A 13,530-nucleotide genomic window follows, 5' to 3' on the forward strand; every position below is an offset into this window, starting at 1 on the left:
GACGGTATTTCCCCCAGCGGCGCTATAGTCTCAGCGATAGGACCCCATGGTGACCTTCAGCCACACGGGCCGGTCGGTGAAATTGAGACCGTAATCGGTCTGGTCGCCGTTCCAGATGCGATCCATCACCCACGCGCCGTCCGCGTCGAAATGCCCCTGTTCGGCGCGGACCAGCATGCCGTGTTCCGGCCCGCCCTTCGCGGTGCCGAAGCGGACGCGGACATGGTCGCCGGTCAACAGGAACTGGTTGTCGGAAAGCTGCGCGACGACGACGCCGCCGACCGGATCATCGGCCCATTCGGGCGGCTCTTGCGGCAACCAGTCCCAGCCGGCCTCGCCCATCTGCCATTGGCCCCACTCAGCGGTTATGGTCCAGTCGCCCATCGTCGTGGAGCGTTCCGCTCCGTCATCGGGCTTGGCCGCGCCCCAGGTCGGGCGGGTGAAGGCGAGTTTCGGCCAGACGCGGCCGATCTCCTCGAACGCGGCATATTTGCCGGCGAAGGCGTCGAGCGTTTGTTCGTCGAGCGCCTTTGCGCCCAGCGGATAATTGAAATAGCCCGTGGCATCCATGCCGAAGGGCGAAAAGCCGATCGCGCCCAGCCCCATCGCCGGATAGAAATAACGCGCATATTCGCGGGCATTGCCGATTTCCGGCACCATCAGCGCATTGTCGGGCCGGGCATAGGCATCCAGATAGGCGCGCACGTCCTTGCTCTTGCGATCATAGATGTCGGGTGCCTGGAAATCGACCGCCGGCGCCGCCGCCTTCCAGATGCCCAGCACGTCCTGCTGCGGCCCGCCGCTTGCCACGCCGCCCGGATCCGGCACCTTGAACGGGTCGGCAAGCGAGGCGTTGACGTACATGGGCAGCGGCTTCACCGCCTTGCCGGCGGCCGCGATCTCGTTGATGTAGCGTGCCGTGTACCAGGTGTTGAACGCCCGGTCCGCCTGTTCGCCGAAGATCTGCGTCCAGGTGCCGGGCTTCTTATCCAGCGCCGCGACCAGCTCGGCCGGCACCGGGCCGTCGAACAGCTTCTGCGCCCTGGCGCCGAAATCGCGCGGACTGCCATAGCTGCCCACTTCGTTTTCCGGCTGCACCATGATCACGGTGTTTTGGGGGTCGTGTTCCTTCAGATAGGTCATCAGCGCGACGAAGGCGCGCTTGTCCGCCTCCAGCGTGGCGCGGTACATGGGCGACAGGACATAATGATCCTTGCCGTCCTTCGTCTTCATCCGCGCAAAGCGCTTATTGTCGAGCTTCACCCAATCGGGCGTGTAGCCGGGCGCGGTGTTCTTCCACGTCGCGAACCAAAGAAGCACCACGCGCTTGTCGTGCGCACGCGCCTGATCGAGCAGCGTCTGGATGAACGAGAAGTCGAACTTGCCTTCCTCCGGCTCGATCTGCTGCCAGGCGACGGGCACCTCCGCGGTGTTGGCGTGAATGCGGTCGAGCACCGGCCAGACCTTGGGCAGCGCAAAGGCGTAGTTGCTGGAATTGTTCACCTGTCCGCCCAGGATCGTGAACGGTGCGCCATCGACGATCAGCGCATGTTCGCCATTCCGCGTCTCGATATGCGGAACCGGGCTCGACTGCGCCAGGGCCGGGCCGACCGCGGCTCCGGCGAGGCTGGTAGTCGCCAGCGCCATCATCCAGTATTTCATTCCGTCCTCCCCTGCGCGATCTTCTCGCCGGCTTTGTGATGTTTACGCTATCATGCCGATTTATCAGCATGCGCCGATTACCGGCATCCTCCCCCAACGATACTATAATTTCAAGTATAAATACGATATTCATTTCTGAGCGACACCGAAAAAACACTTGCTCCGTCCGCGCGAGCGGAGAGGGTGAGGAACTGAAAGGGAAGAAAGCCGCGTGACCAACGAAACCAGATACCGTGCGCCTGCCCTTCAGAAAGGGCTGTCGATCCTCGAAACGCTGGCCCATGCCGACGCTCCGATGACCATGTCGGACATTTCCACGGCATTGCAGCGCTCGCGCAACGAGATCTTCCGCATGCTCCAGGTGTTGGAGGATATGCGCTATATCGCCCGCGACGACAGCGGCGGGTACAGCCTCACCAACCGGCTGTTCGCCCTGTCGATGCGCCAGCCGCCGATGCGCGACCTGCTGTCGCTCGCCTATCCGGCGATGACGGCGCTGGCGGACGAGGCCGGCCAGTCCTGTCATCTTGCGGTCGCATCGGGCGCGGAAATGGTCGTCGTCGCGCGGGTCGAGGCGCCGGGGCTGTTGGGCTTCGCCGTCCGTGTCGGATATCGGCGGCCGCTTCACCGGTCCGCCTCCGGCCTGACGTTGCTGGCGTTCGAGCCGATCGCACGCCAGGAGCAGATGCTCGACGAGATCGAACTCCTTGGCGGCGATATCGACCGCGCCGCGCTCAAGCGCGAGCTTGCCGACACGGCGGCGCTCGGCTTCGTCGCGCGCGACAGCACCATGATCCACGGCATCCGCGACATTTCCGCACCGATCCTGGCGGCCGGGGAAGCCCGCGCGGCGTTGACCATACCCTATGTCAGCGGGGCCGGTGCGAAAACGGATGCGGACCGGACAACGACACTCGTCCGCGCAGCCGCCGAAAATATCTCGGCCGCGCTTGACGGCACGCGGATGGAGTGAGGTCGTCAGGCCACCGCGACTACGAGCGAATAACAAGATAATTGGTAGTGTTATCCCCCATCGGGCGCTGCCGTTCGCGGTCGGAAAGCGGATGTCCCGCGCAAAAGAAAGGCCCGGCGGGAGGGAGCCGCCGGGCCGAGGTGGAGGCCGATTGCGGGTCGGCCCCGGGGGACGATCAGGCCGCCAATCGTCGCAGCGGCCCCGATCCGGCCTTTCCTGGAGGGTGATGGAGATCGACCGTATGACCGGCGTCGCGGCGGCGCTGGACCCAGTCGTGGAGATGTTCCGCCGAGGTGTGATCGACCGCGGCGATATTGCTGAGGTCGAGCCGCACCCTGCCTCCGTCCGGCAGCCCTTCCAGCGTCCGGGTCAATTTCGGCAGCGTGATGAACGTCGCCGCGCCGTTCAGCCGCACGGTGTGCGCCTCGTCATGCGCGTCGGTGTCGATCCTCAGGCCGATATTGCGCACGTGCGGGATCAGTTCGAGCAGCGACAGGCCGATGCCGACGAGCACCCCGGTCAGCAGGTCGGTCGCGACCACCATGGCGAGCGTCACGGCCCAGATCACGACCGGTACGGGGCCGTAATGCCGGAACAGGTCCGTGACGTGGCGCAGATTGACCAGCCGGTATCCGACCACCACCAGCACCGCGGCAAGCGCCGCCATCGGGATCATCTGCAGCACGAAGGGCAGCAGGGCGACGAAGGCCAGGATCCAGACGCCGTGGATCATCGCCGATGCGCGCGTCTTGGCCCCGGCCTGCACATTGGCCGAACTGCGGACGATGACGCCGGTCATGGGCAATGCGCCCGCCAGACCGCATAGCAGGTTGCCGATGCCCTGCGCGCGCAATTCCTTGTTGTAATCGGTGCGCACGCCGTCGTGCATCCGGTCCACCGCGGCCGCCGACAGCAGCGTTTCGGCGCTGGCGATGAAGGCGATGGCGACGGCCAACGCCAGTAGCGAGGGTTGCAGCAGATCGGCAAAGCCCGTCATCGCCGGGGGCGCCAGGGCGCCGAGCAGCGAATCCGGCACGCTGACGCGTTCGACGTTGAACCCGATCGACGCGATGCCGGCGGCGGCCGCCGTCCCGGCGATCACACCGACCAGCGCGCCCGGCAGCAGCCGCAGCTTCGCCGGCCGGAGCCTTTCCCAGCCGAGCAGCGACGCGATGGTCACCACGGCGACGGCGAAGGCGGCTTCCGCGCTCGCGATACCCCCCTCGCCCAGGCCCAGCAGACGCCCCGGCATCGCCGCCAGGTTCTGAAAGCCGCTCGCCATCGGTGCGGCGTCGAACATGACGTGGAACTGCCCGACCAGGATCAGGACACCGATCCCCGCCAACATGCCATGCACCACGGCCGGCGAGATCGCGCGGAACAGGCCGCCCAGCCTGAACACGCCGGCAGCGACCTGGATGAGCCCCGCGAGCACGAGCAACGGCCCCAGCATGGCCAGGCCGTATTGCTGCACGAGGTCGAACACGATGACGGCAAGCCCCGCCGCGGGTCCGCTTACCTGAAGCGGCGACCCGGAAAGAAAGCCGACGACGATGCCGCCGATAATGCCGGTGATGAGGCCTTTTTCCGGTGGCACGCCGGATGCGACCGCAATGCCGAGGCAGAGCGGGACGGCAACGAGGAACACCACGATCGACGCGGTGAAATCCCGGGTGAACGCTTCGCGCCTGAAGCCTGCGACGGCCTTCATTCCGCCGCCTCCAGCACTTCGAAGGCACGCCGCGGCGCCGCCGGCAGTGCGACGGGCAACGGCTGATCGGCACGGATGGCGCGAAATTCCCCGGTATCGCCGTCAAGCGCCAGCACCCGGCCGTGCTTGATGTCGAAGAACCAGCCGTGGAGCGCGATGTCGCCGCGGGCGATCCCCGCCGCGACCGAGGGATGGGTACGCAAGTGGCCGAGCTGGGCCACCACGTTTTCCAGGGCGGCGGCGCGCACGGCATCGTCGCCGGTGCAATCGCTATAGGTGCCGACGACGCTGTGCGCGGCATGGCTGTGGCGCAGCCAGGCCGCGACGTTGGGCATGCTGCTTGCCAGTTCGGGGTTCAACAGGCCCTTCATCGCGCCGCAATCGGAATGCCCGCAGACGATGATGTCGCGCACGCCGAGCGCCGCGACGGCGAACTCGACGGTCGAGGACACGCCGCCATTGGCGTGCGAGAAGGGCGGCACGATGTTGCCCGCATTGCGGCACACGAACAGGTCGCCGGGCGATGCGCGGAAAATCTCCTCCGGCACGACGCGCGAATCGGCGCAGGAGATCATCAGCGCCTTGGGGCTCTGCCCGTCGGTCGCGAGCTTGTCGTACAGGGCCTGCTTGTCGGCGAAGGCCCGCTGCTGAAAGTCCGAAACTCGTTCGAGGAATTCGTTCACGCTACGTCTCCGCTTGGCTCCCGCAGGAGCGAGGGAGACAATAGCTAGCGTCGGAATTTTTCCGCAGTGCAGCGCAATTGTAAGAAATTATGTCCCGGCGGCGAAATCATCGCCGCGGCAGCCGAAGCGTGGCGCGCAGCCCGCCCCCGGCGCGGTTTTCCAGGGTCAGTTCGCCGCCTTCGAGCCGCGCGACCCGCTGCACGATCGCCAGCCCCAGGCCGAATCCGATCGTATCGCGGCGGCGGGAGGAATCGAGCCGGACAAAGGGCTGCACCACACGGTAGAGGTCCGCCTCCGGAATGCCGGGGCCGTCATCTTCCACCGTGATCGCGACGACGTCCGCGACGGCCAGCCGCAGGACGATGCGGTCGCCGTGGCGCAGCGCGTTGTCGACCAGGTTCTGAACCGCGCGCTTCAGCGCGGCCACGCGAACCGGCATCTCCAGATGATCGGGGCCGTCATAAACGGCGTCGCGGCCATGATCCTGCGCATCGTCGATCAGTGTTGCGCACAATACGGCGATATCGGCCGATACGGGCTGTTCGGGATCGTCGTCGCCGCCCAGATAGGCGAGCAGCGAGGCGACCATCGCTTCCATCTCGGCAATGTCGGCCTCGATCGCATCGCGCGTTTCGCGGTCGGCCACCCCTTCCGCGCGCAGCCGCAGGCGGGCGAGCGGCGTGCGAAAGTCGTGCCCCACCGCGGCGAGCGCCCGCGTGCGATCGGCGATCAGCCGGTGGATACGCTCCTGCATCCGATTGAAGGCGCGGACCACGCGGACGACCTCGCTCGGCCCCTCCTCCGCAACGGGCGCCTGATCACCGCTGCCGACGCGTTCGGCGGCGGTGGCGAGCTTGCCGAGCGGCTGCAGCGTGCGCCGGATGATCATACCGCCGACGATCATCAGCGCGATCGCCGGAATGAGAGCGAGCAGAATCCGCTCGGTCGCCAAATCGAGCCCTTCGAGTGCGTGCAGCGTCTGGAAATGCAGCCAGCTACCATCGTCCAGCCGCAGGCCGCCGGTCAGCGTCGACCGGCCGCCGGGGGATGCGAGCCGAAGCCGCAGATCTTCGCGCGCCAGCGACGATTCCCAGGCGAGCACCTGTTCCCGCATGTGATCGAGACGCGGGGCGATCGGCGCGGTCGCCGGCGGCAAGCGGTCCCAGTGCATGGCGTACCGGTCCGTGGTGAGTTCGGCCGCCATTGCCGGCCGGCGCGCGGGCTCGCGCTCTTCGACCAGCTTGCGGCTGATGACGAGGTGTTCGGCCAGGCGCCGCGCCTCGTCCTCGCGGACGGCGAACCTGCTGGCCTGCTCGTAGAGAAGCGTGCTGGCGACGAATTCCACCACCAGGGTGATCAGCAGGATCGCGACCAGCCGCCCGATCAGCCCGAGCGAGGGATGCAGGATGCGTCTCAGCAACGCTCCACCGGCACATTGACCATATAGCCCACGCCGCGCACCGTGACGATCGGCGCATCATGGCCCGCGCTCGACAATTTCCGGCGCAGGCGACTGATCAGGACGTCGATGCTGCGATCCGAACTGTCGCCCAGCCGCGTGCGCGACAGCTCGATCAGCCGTTCACGCGCAAGCGCCCTGCCGCCGTGGTCGAGCAGGGTCGCGAGCAGGTCAAATTCCGCACTGGTCAGTTCGACGCTCGCGCCGCTAGGCGAAAGCAGTTCGCGCCGGGGCAGGTTCATCGTCCATCCGCCGAAGCGGCGCGTGCCTGTCTCCCGCCGTTCGTCGGAGCGGTCGAGCGGCGGCCGGCGCAGCACGGCGCGCACCCGCGCGACGAGTTCGCGCGTGCCGAACGGCTTGGCGATATAGTCGTCGGCGCCGAGTTCCAGGCCGACGACGCGGTCCATCTCGCTGCCCCTGGCGCTGATGAAGATGATGGGAATGTTGCTCCTGGCCCGCAGCGCCCGGCAGAGGTCTATCCCGCTCGTCCCCGGCAGCATGATGTCAAGGAGGACGAGGTCGGCCGGCCCCGATTCGAGCGCCAGCCACATCTCCGGCGCGGCATTGGCCTGCCGGACGGCAAAGCCGTTTTCCTGCAGCGCCCGTGCCGTCAGCGTCCGCAGCGAAGGGTCGTCCTCCACCAGGATGATCGTCGGCGCGCCGGCGACCAGATCGCCCATCGGTTCCATATCCATCGTGGAAGCGAGGTAGATAGCGCCCCCGCCCCCGTCAATCGCATCGCTGCGCTTCTTGGCGGCGGCTCAGGTCAGAAGCACCCACAGTCCCATCGCGAACATCATCACATTTTCGGTCAGCGACACGAAGCCGAGCGGCACGTTGGAGCCGCCGCCGACACAGGCGCATTTCAGCTCGCGCTTCTGAATATAGACGGCGTAGAATACCGACACCGCCCCGACGCCGCCGATGAACAGCGCGATCGGAATCGACAGCCAGTCGAGCGCGTGCGCGATCATGAGGCCCCCCGCAAGCCCTTCGCCGAAGGGATAGAGATAGGCGTAGGGGACCCAGCGCCTGGCGAGCAGGTCGTAGCCCAGAAACATCGTGGCGAACCCCTCGACATCCTGCAGCTTCTGGATCGCGAGCAGGCACATTGAGATCGCGATGAAGAGTTCGGCCGTCATGGCCGTCAGCAGCGCGCCCGACGCCAGCCAGCTCGTCGCCAGCGCCATCAGCGCGCCCATGCCAAAGATCGCCACGACCGGCTTGTAGCTGGTCGCCTTCGGGTCCTTCACCGGCTTGCCCAGAAAGCGACGCAGTTCTTCGTAACCGCCGATGCGTTCGCCGCCGACGAAGGTTTGCGGCGTCGTCTTCACGCCGTGCTTTTCCTTGAATGCATCGGTTTCGGCGCGCGTCGTCAGATGGTGGTCGTCGACCCGGTAGCCCTGAGACTTGAGCAGGTGAAGCGTCTTCAGGCCGAACGGGCAAATATGCTTGTCCATCACCATGCGATAGACCGTCGCGGTCCTTTCGCCGGTTCTGTCGCCGGTTTTCGGCGCGGTGCTCAAATCGTTCATCGCTTCACCTTTTCGAACAGCTCGACGAGTTCGCCGAACTTCGTTTCCTGGTCGCCCGGATCGCCGGAACGGATCGCATCGGCGACGCAGTGGGCGGCGTGATCCTTCAGCACCGCGCTCTCCACCTTGCCGAGCGCGGACTTCACCGCCTGGATCTGGTGGAGAATGTCGATGCAATAGCGATCGTCCTCCACCATCTGCGCCAACCCGCGAACCTGTCCTTCGATCCGTTTCAGGCGATTCACCGTCGCCCTGCGCCTGTCGTTCATGCCGGCCTCTTGGAATACCTGGTGGGGGTATATCTGGGCAGTGTCGCGTGAATTTCAAGGAGGCGGCTCGTGAAACCGGGCGGCCCCTGGGACGACCCGGCAAGAGCGTCGTACCTCCACCCTCCTTGTGCTCCCGCAAAGGCAGCAGCCCGGCCCGGGTGCGGCGGGCTTGAACCGGCTCCCCGAAGGCCTCCGGGCCTGCCTGTCGGCTCCGGTAGTACGAATCGCCACAAGCGACTGATCCTGTGCGTTATTCCGGTTCACGCTCGGAAATGACGACGCGATTCAACCCCGCCGGATCGTACTTGGGTTGCAGGTTGGACAAATCCGCTGACAAGCGTCAGATCGACAGCAAGTCCTGCAGCGCCGCGGGTATCTGCGATCCGTATTCGCGAACCCCTTTGTTGAAATCGTGACGCCACTCGGCGAACGGTCCATGCAGTTCCGAATGGTTCTGGCGGGTGTTGACCATATAACCGCCCCACAGGGGAAGGCGTTCAAGCGTGATGCCTTGTGCCGCCGCGTTCTCCGGCCATAGATGGTGCGAACCGAGCTGACCGAAAGGATCGTCGTCGGGCAGGATACGGGCGATCGTGCTCGACCCGCAAAGTTTATGGAACGCACCCTGGAACACTTCCGGATGCGGCAATGCAATGCAGTCTCCGCTCCGCCAGTCGATCGCCACGCCGTTGGCGACCACCGCAGCCCGGACGTTGCCGCGGATATGCGCCTTCGCACAGGCGACGGTGCGCCGGTCGATGACATCGTCGGCATCGAACAGCATCAGAAGGCCGCCGCCCTGATCGCGCACCCGCTTTCGGATGATCCAGCGTTTGACGCCCGCGTCGTCATTGGCGTCGGTAGGGGCTTCCGGTGAATCCTTCAGGCTCACAAAGGTGAATCGATCGTCCTTTTCCACCTCCGCCCAGCAAGCCGGCCGGTCGTTACCGACTACGAGCACGCGAAAATCCTGATCGTCCTGACCACGCAGCGACCGCAGCGTTGCACGAAGCAGTTGGTCGATCCGGTGCCAGTTCTGGGCAGCATCCGCTGCTATGAGGGGAATTCCGAAAGTGAAGCTGTCCTTCATGGCGATATGGATCGTCCGGTCTGGTTGGCAGGGACCTATCGAACGGACCGACACGGACGGCTGTTCCAGGCGTTCCGGCCGCGGCAATATCCTGCGGGATGCGCGGCGATTGCATGAGATCGCAACGAAGCGAGGCAACCCGCCAGTTGTATTGCGCCCTTCCGGTGCAGCGACAATGCTAATCCGCTATTCACCAGCGTCTTCATACACTGCTGGCGAAATGACCGAAGGACAACTCTCGAATCTGCGCATTCTCGTCGCGAACGACGACTATTTCCTTGTACAGCAGATCTGCGAATTGCTGCGTCGGGAAGGCGCGATAATCGTCGGCCCCGCCCCCTCCAACTCGGACGCGATGAAGCTGCTCGAAGCGCAGGACCGATTGCACGATGCCGCCTTGGTGAACGGCAAGCTGCGTGACAGCAGCGCCGCGCCGTTGCTGCGCTTCCTTGCCGTGACCGGTGTGCCGTGCGTGATCGCGACCGACAGGGGGCCGCTCGCGGTCCCCGCCGATCATGGACATTGCGTCGTGGTCAACACCCCGGCAACGCGCGGCGAATTGGCGGCCGCCGTGCGGCGCGCGATCGCGGCGTACCAGGGCCGGACCTGACGTTATCATCGGCAGGGGCGAAGGCCAGCGCGGCGCGCCGCGCCGGCGGAGGCGCGTCCAGGCCGCGTTCCTGATGCGCAACGCTTCTCGTTAACCCACAGCGCCAACCTATGTTATACTTGTTTTTCAGGTAGTTGCTGAAACTCCTGGAGGCGACGCCGCGTTGGGGAAAGGTCGGGCACGTCCACCCCTCGCGTGCCCGGCGCCCTTTTCACGCAAAAGAGAATGGAACCAGAAATGGCACTTTTCGGCAAAGATATCAAAACGCTGGACGATGCGTTCGTCCACACGCTGCAGACCATCTATTACGCGGAAAAGCAGATTACCGAGGCGCTCGGCAAGATGATCGACAAGGCCAGCAACACCAGCCTTCGGCAGGGCTTCGAAACGCACCTGGAAGAAACACGCGGTCAGATCGAAAGACTGGAGCGCGTGTTCGAGATGCACGGCGCCGATGCCGAGGAAAGCAAGTGTCCGGCGATCGACGGCATCATCAAGGCCGGCGATTCCATGGCGAGCGAAAGCGACGACGCGCAGGTGCGCGACGCCTGCCTCGCCGCTTCGGCCCAGTTGGTCGAACATTATGAGATCGCCAAATACGGCACGCTTGTCGCCTGGGCGCAGCAACTGGGCAGACAGGATTGCGCGCGCGTTCTCGAAGAAACGCTGGCCGAGGAAAAGGCAACGGACGAGAAGCTCAACAAACTCGCCAAGGGCGAACTCAACAAGCAGGCCGAGACGGCCCAGGCATAGTACCGCAGCGGCAGGATGGGGCGGGCGCATCCCGGCGGACGCGCCCGTCCCCGCCGGGATTGCCGGTCGGGGCCCGGCAGGCGTCGGTCGAACATACCTCTGCCCGACGGGCGACCGGTTTTCCGTCGCATCAGCCGCCGTTTCTAACCTGTGTAGCTGCAGGATGCTGCCTTAACGTCTAACCATTCGCATATCCGCCGCAGCCGGAGAAAACGTCATCGCCCAGACACCCAACACGATCTTCATCTACATCCTGGCAGCGGCCGCATGTTCGATCGTGCTGGGGGTGATCGGCATCTGGCTGTTCCGCAGTGGCCGGCTGGCCGGCCGCAGGGTCGCGCTGGCCTGGGCGGTTTTCGCACTCCTGCCGCTGTTTGGCGCGGGCGCATACCAGTTCTTCTTCGTCTTCTCCTCGGACACCCACGACACGCTGCGACACGTGGTCCCGGCGGAAGAGTCCTAGACCCGGCGACCACGCCCCGGCCTGAAGGATCACGCAAGCATGCCGATCGCGCTCGACTGGCTGCTGCTGCTCACCAGCGGCACGGTATTGGTTCTCAGCCTTCTGTCGGGCCTGATCGTCAACCGACTGTGGATATCGGAAGTCACGCTGTGCCTGCTGTTCGGCGCCGCGCTGGCGGCAAGCTCCACCTATTGGATGCACGGAATCCTGTCGGCCTCCGGGCAGCTTTCGAATCTCGAACTTGTCGCCCGCCTGACGCTCGGCGTCGCGGTGATGGGGGTGGCGCTGCGCCTCCCGTTCGAATTCTTCCGGACCCGCTGGCGAGATCTGGCCGTCGTCCTCGGGCTCGCGCTTCCTCTCATGTGGTTGACGAGTGCGTTGATAGCCTATGTCTGCCTCGGCCTCGCGATATTGCCTGCGTTGCTGGTGGGCGCGACCGTCGCGCCTACGGACCCGGTCGTGGCGCAGTCGATCGTGTCGGGAAAGATAGCCGAACACAACGTTCCCGGCCGGGTGAGAAGGTTGATTGCGGGCGAAAGCGCGGCAAACGACGCGCTCGGAATCATGATCGTCATGCTGCCGCTGCTCCTGATGCAGCACGAACCGAAAGCGGCGCTTGCGGACTGGCTGGTCGACGTCCTTGTGCGCGATGTCGCCATGTCGATCATCGTGGGCGCCGTTCTCGGCGGGTTCACCGGCGTGCTGTTCGTCAGAGCCAAGACGCGCGATTATTCCGAGGACCGGTCGATGCTGGTCACCGGGGTTGCGCTGGCTTTCACCTCTATCGCCACGCTCCAACTGCTGGGGGGCGACGGAATCGTCGGGTCGTTCGTCGCCGGCCTCGTCTTCAACCGCCGGATTTCCGGCCTGGAAACGCGACAGCATCACCTCAGCGCGGCGTTGAGCCGCTTTTTCGATCTGCCGGTCTTCATTCTCATCGGATTGTACCTTCCCTGGCGAGAATGGATGAAACTCGGCTGGTCCGGACTGATCTTTGCCGCAGCGATCCTGGTTTTCCGCCGTCTTCCCTGGATTCTCCTGCTCGGCGGCTTCACCCGTTCGCTCCGCCACCATGAAGAACGCATCTTCACGGGCTGGTTCGGCCCGATCGGGGTGGCGGCGGCGTTCTACGCGCTCCAGGCCGAAGCCGAGGGCGGGATGGAATGGCTGTGGCCGATCACCAGCCTGGCGATCTTCGCATCCGTGCTGGTTCACGGCACCACGGCGACCCCGCTGGCCCGTCGGCTCGGGTCCCGCCTGGCCCGCCACCGCGACGGCGAATAGTCCTCCTATACCGCCGCGACCCGCGCAACCCGCCGCGTCTCCTTCGCCGGCACGTTCCGCCCGAGTTCGCGCTGGAACCAGGCGACCGTCTTCGCGAGTCCCTCGCTCAATGCCGTTTCCGGATGCCAGCCCAGCACCGCGCGGGCGCGAGAGATGTCCGGCTGTCGGCGTGTCGGATCGTCGACCGGCAGCGGCTTATAGATGATCTCGAGCGGGTGCGGCATGATGGCCTCGATCGCGGCGACCAGCTCGGTGATCGTAAGTTCCTCCGGATTGCCGAGATTGATCGGATCCGGCCCGGCCGCCTCGCTTTCCATCAGCAGCATGAGCGCCTGCACCATATCGGCCACATAACAGAAGCTGCGCGTCTGCCGACCGTCGCCGTACAGCGTAAGCGGCAGTCGCAGCAGCGCCTGGCAGACCAGGTTCGACACCACACGCCCGTCATCGGGGTTCATGTTCGGTCCATAGGTGTTGAAGATGCGCGCCACCCGGACGTCCGCCCTGCCAACCCGCGCGAAGTCCAGCGTCATCGCCTCCGCCGCGCGCTTGCCTTCGTCATAGCAGGCGCGTGGTCCCGTACAGCTCACATAGCCGCGATAGTCCTCGACCTGGGGGTGACGCTCCGGGTCGCCATAGACCTCGCTGGTGGACGTCAGCAGGAAGCGCGCGCCCGTTTGCTCGGCGAACCGCAACAGCTTGTCGGTGCCCACCACATTGGTCAGCATCGTGTGTTCGGGATCGGCCTGGTACAGCGGCGGTGAAGCCGCACAGGCGAGGTTATAGATGCGGGTGATGTCGCCCGCCCGGTCACACAGCTCTTGCGGAAGCGGGTCCAGCACGTCTCCCTCGACGAAGGTGAAGTCCCGTTCCGCTTCCAGCGCGAGCAGGTTCGACCGGCGCGAGGTCAGCAGGTTATCGAGACAGACGACGCGATAGCCCTGCTGCAGCAGGGCGCGGCACAGATGCGATCCGATAAAGCCGGCACCGCCGGCGACGAGAGCAGTTTCTCCATTGTGCTTCTTCACACGCAACTCC

General features: G+C 65.3%; 14 protein-coding genes. 5 read left to right on the forward strand and 9 right to left on the reverse strand.

The window, feature by feature from the left end:
- Positions 1-30 precede the first annotated feature (30 nt).
- Positions 31-1,662: a DUF5597 domain-containing protein gene (locus tag RPR59_RS10280; RefSeq protein WP_313913696.1), complete on the reverse strand. Its 1,632-nt coding sequence runs from the start codon at positions 1,660-1,662 to the stop codon at positions 31-33.
- A gap of 211 nt (positions 1,663-1,873) precedes the next feature.
- Here RPR59_RS10280 and RPR59_RS10285 point away from each other — a divergent pair, with 211 nt between their 5' ends.
- Positions 1,874-2,635, forward strand: a complete 762-nt coding sequence (locus RPR59_RS10285; protein ID WP_313913698.1) for an IclR family transcriptional regulator — start codon at positions 1,874-1,876, stop codon at positions 2,633-2,635.
- A gap of 175 nt (positions 2,636-2,810) precedes the next feature.
- On the opposite strand, the gene RPR59_RS10290 is transcribed toward RPR59_RS10285, so the two are convergent.
- The 7 genes from RPR59_RS10290 to RPR59_RS10320 form a co-directional block, all read right to left on the reverse strand.
- Complete coding sequence (locus RPR59_RS10290; protein WP_313913700.1) at positions 2,811-4,346, reverse strand: SulP family inorganic anion transporter; 1,536 nt, start codon at positions 4,344-4,346, stop codon at positions 2,811-2,813.
- On the reverse strand, positions 4,343-5,029 hold the full coding sequence (locus RPR59_RS10295) for a carbonic anhydrase (protein WP_313913702.1): 687 nt from the start codon (positions 5,027-5,029) through the stop codon (positions 4,343-4,345). Before RPR59_RS10295 ends, RPR59_RS10290 begins: the two co-directional genes overlap by 4 nt.
- 106 nt (positions 5,030-5,135) lie before the next feature.
- Positions 5,136-6,446: an ATP-binding protein gene (locus tag RPR59_RS10300; protein ID WP_313918462.1), complete on the reverse strand. Its 1,311-nt coding sequence runs from the start codon at positions 6,444-6,446 to the stop codon at positions 5,136-5,138.
- A complete protein-coding gene (locus RPR59_RS10305) occupies positions 6,443-7,183 on the reverse strand; it encodes a response regulator transcription factor (protein ID WP_313913704.1) in 741 nt (246 codons plus the stop codon). Before RPR59_RS10305 ends, RPR59_RS10300 begins: the two co-directional genes overlap by 4 nt.
- 66 nt (positions 7,184-7,249) lie before the next feature.
- Complete coding sequence (locus RPR59_RS10310) at positions 7,250-8,023, reverse strand: glutaredoxin family protein (RefSeq protein ID WP_313913706.1); 774 nt, start codon at positions 8,021-8,023, stop codon at positions 7,250-7,252.
- A complete protein-coding gene (locus tag RPR59_RS10315; protein WP_313913709.1) occupies positions 8,020-8,292 on the reverse strand; it encodes a metal-sensitive transcriptional regulator in 273 nt (90 codons plus the stop codon). The genes RPR59_RS10310 and RPR59_RS10315 overlap by 4 nt, the downstream gene beginning before the upstream one ends.
- A gap of 340 nt (positions 8,293-8,632) precedes the next feature.
- Positions 8,633-9,382 (reverse strand): hypothetical protein, encoded by a 750-nt coding sequence (locus RPR59_RS10320; RefSeq protein WP_313913711.1) that lies wholly within the window; start codon positions 9,380-9,382, stop codon positions 8,633-8,635.
- Here RPR59_RS10320 and RPR59_RS10325 point away from each other — a divergent pair.
- The 4 genes from RPR59_RS10325 (at position 9,366) to RPR59_RS10340 (ending at position 12,492) form a co-directional block, all read left to right on the forward strand.
- Entirely contained in the window at positions 9,366-9,992 is a 627-nt protein-coding gene (locus RPR59_RS10325; protein WP_313913713.1) for a hypothetical protein, read from the forward strand. The genes RPR59_RS10320 and RPR59_RS10325 overlap by 17 nt on opposite strands.
- A gap of 237 nt (positions 9,993-10,229) precedes the next feature.
- Positions 10,230-10,745 carry a YciE/YciF ferroxidase family protein gene (locus RPR59_RS10330; protein ID WP_313913715.1) on the forward strand — a complete coding sequence of 172 codons (516 nt, stop codon included), beginning with the start codon at positions 10,230-10,232 and terminating at the stop codon, positions 10,743-10,745.
- A 277-nt stretch (positions 10,746-11,022) separates the two neighbouring features.
- On the forward strand, positions 11,023-11,208 hold the full coding sequence (locus RPR59_RS10335; protein WP_313913717.1) for a hypothetical protein: 186 nt from the start codon (positions 11,023-11,025) through the stop codon (positions 11,206-11,208).
- Between the two features lie 39 nt (positions 11,209-11,247).
- Positions 11,248-12,492 (forward strand): cation:proton antiporter, encoded by a 1,245-nt coding sequence (locus tag RPR59_RS10340; protein WP_313913719.1) that lies wholly within the window; start codon positions 11,248-11,250, stop codon positions 12,490-12,492.
- Between the two features lie 5 nt (positions 12,493-12,497).
- On the opposite strand, the gene RPR59_RS10345 is transcribed toward RPR59_RS10340, so the two are convergent.
- Positions 12,498-13,520, reverse strand: a complete 1,023-nt coding sequence (locus tag RPR59_RS10345) for an NAD-dependent epimerase/dehydratase family protein (RefSeq protein ID WP_313913722.1) — start codon at positions 13,518-13,520, stop codon at positions 12,498-12,500.
- Positions 13,521-13,530: the final 10 nt, after the last annotated feature.

Source organism: Stakelama saccharophila (assembly GCF_032229225.1).
Taxonomy (GTDB): domain Bacteria; phylum Pseudomonadota; class Alphaproteobacteria; order Sphingomonadales; family Sphingomonadaceae; genus Sphingomonas; species Sphingomonas saccharophila.

What these genes read in the sequence shown, in the direction of transcription:
- RPR59_RS10280 (WP_313913696.1), bottom strand. Translation starts at nt 1,662, where the DNA reads ATGAAATACTGGATGATGGCGCTGGCGACTACCAGCCTCGCCGGAGCC.
- RPR59_RS10290 (WP_313913700.1), bottom strand. Translation starts at nt 4,346, where the DNA reads ATGAAGGCCGTCGCAGGCTTCAGGCGCGAAGCGTTCACCCGGGATTTC.
- RPR59_RS10305 (WP_313913704.1), bottom strand. Translation starts at nt 7,183, where the DNA reads ATGGATATGGAACCGATGGGCGATCTGGTCGCCGGCGCGCCGACGATC.
- RPR59_RS10310 (WP_313913706.1), bottom strand. Translation starts at nt 8,023, where the DNA reads ATGAACGATTTGAGCACCGCGCCGAAAACCGGCGACAGAACCGGCGAA.
- RPR59_RS10315 (WP_313913709.1), bottom strand. Translation starts at nt 8,292, where the DNA reads ATGAACGACAGGCGCAGGGCGACGGTGAATCGCCTGAAACGGATCGAA.
- RPR59_RS10320 (WP_313913711.1), bottom strand. Translation starts at nt 9,382, where the DNA reads ATGAAGGACAGCTTCACTTTCGGAATTCCCCTCATAGCAGCGGATGCT.
- RPR59_RS10330 (WP_313913715.1), top strand. Translation starts at nt 10,230, where the DNA reads ATGGCACTTTTCGGCAAAGATATCAAAACGCTGGACGATGCGTTCGTC.
- RPR59_RS10340 (WP_313913719.1), top strand. Translation starts at nt 11,248, where the DNA reads ATGCCGATCGCGCTCGACTGGCTGCTGCTGCTCACCAGCGGCACGGTA.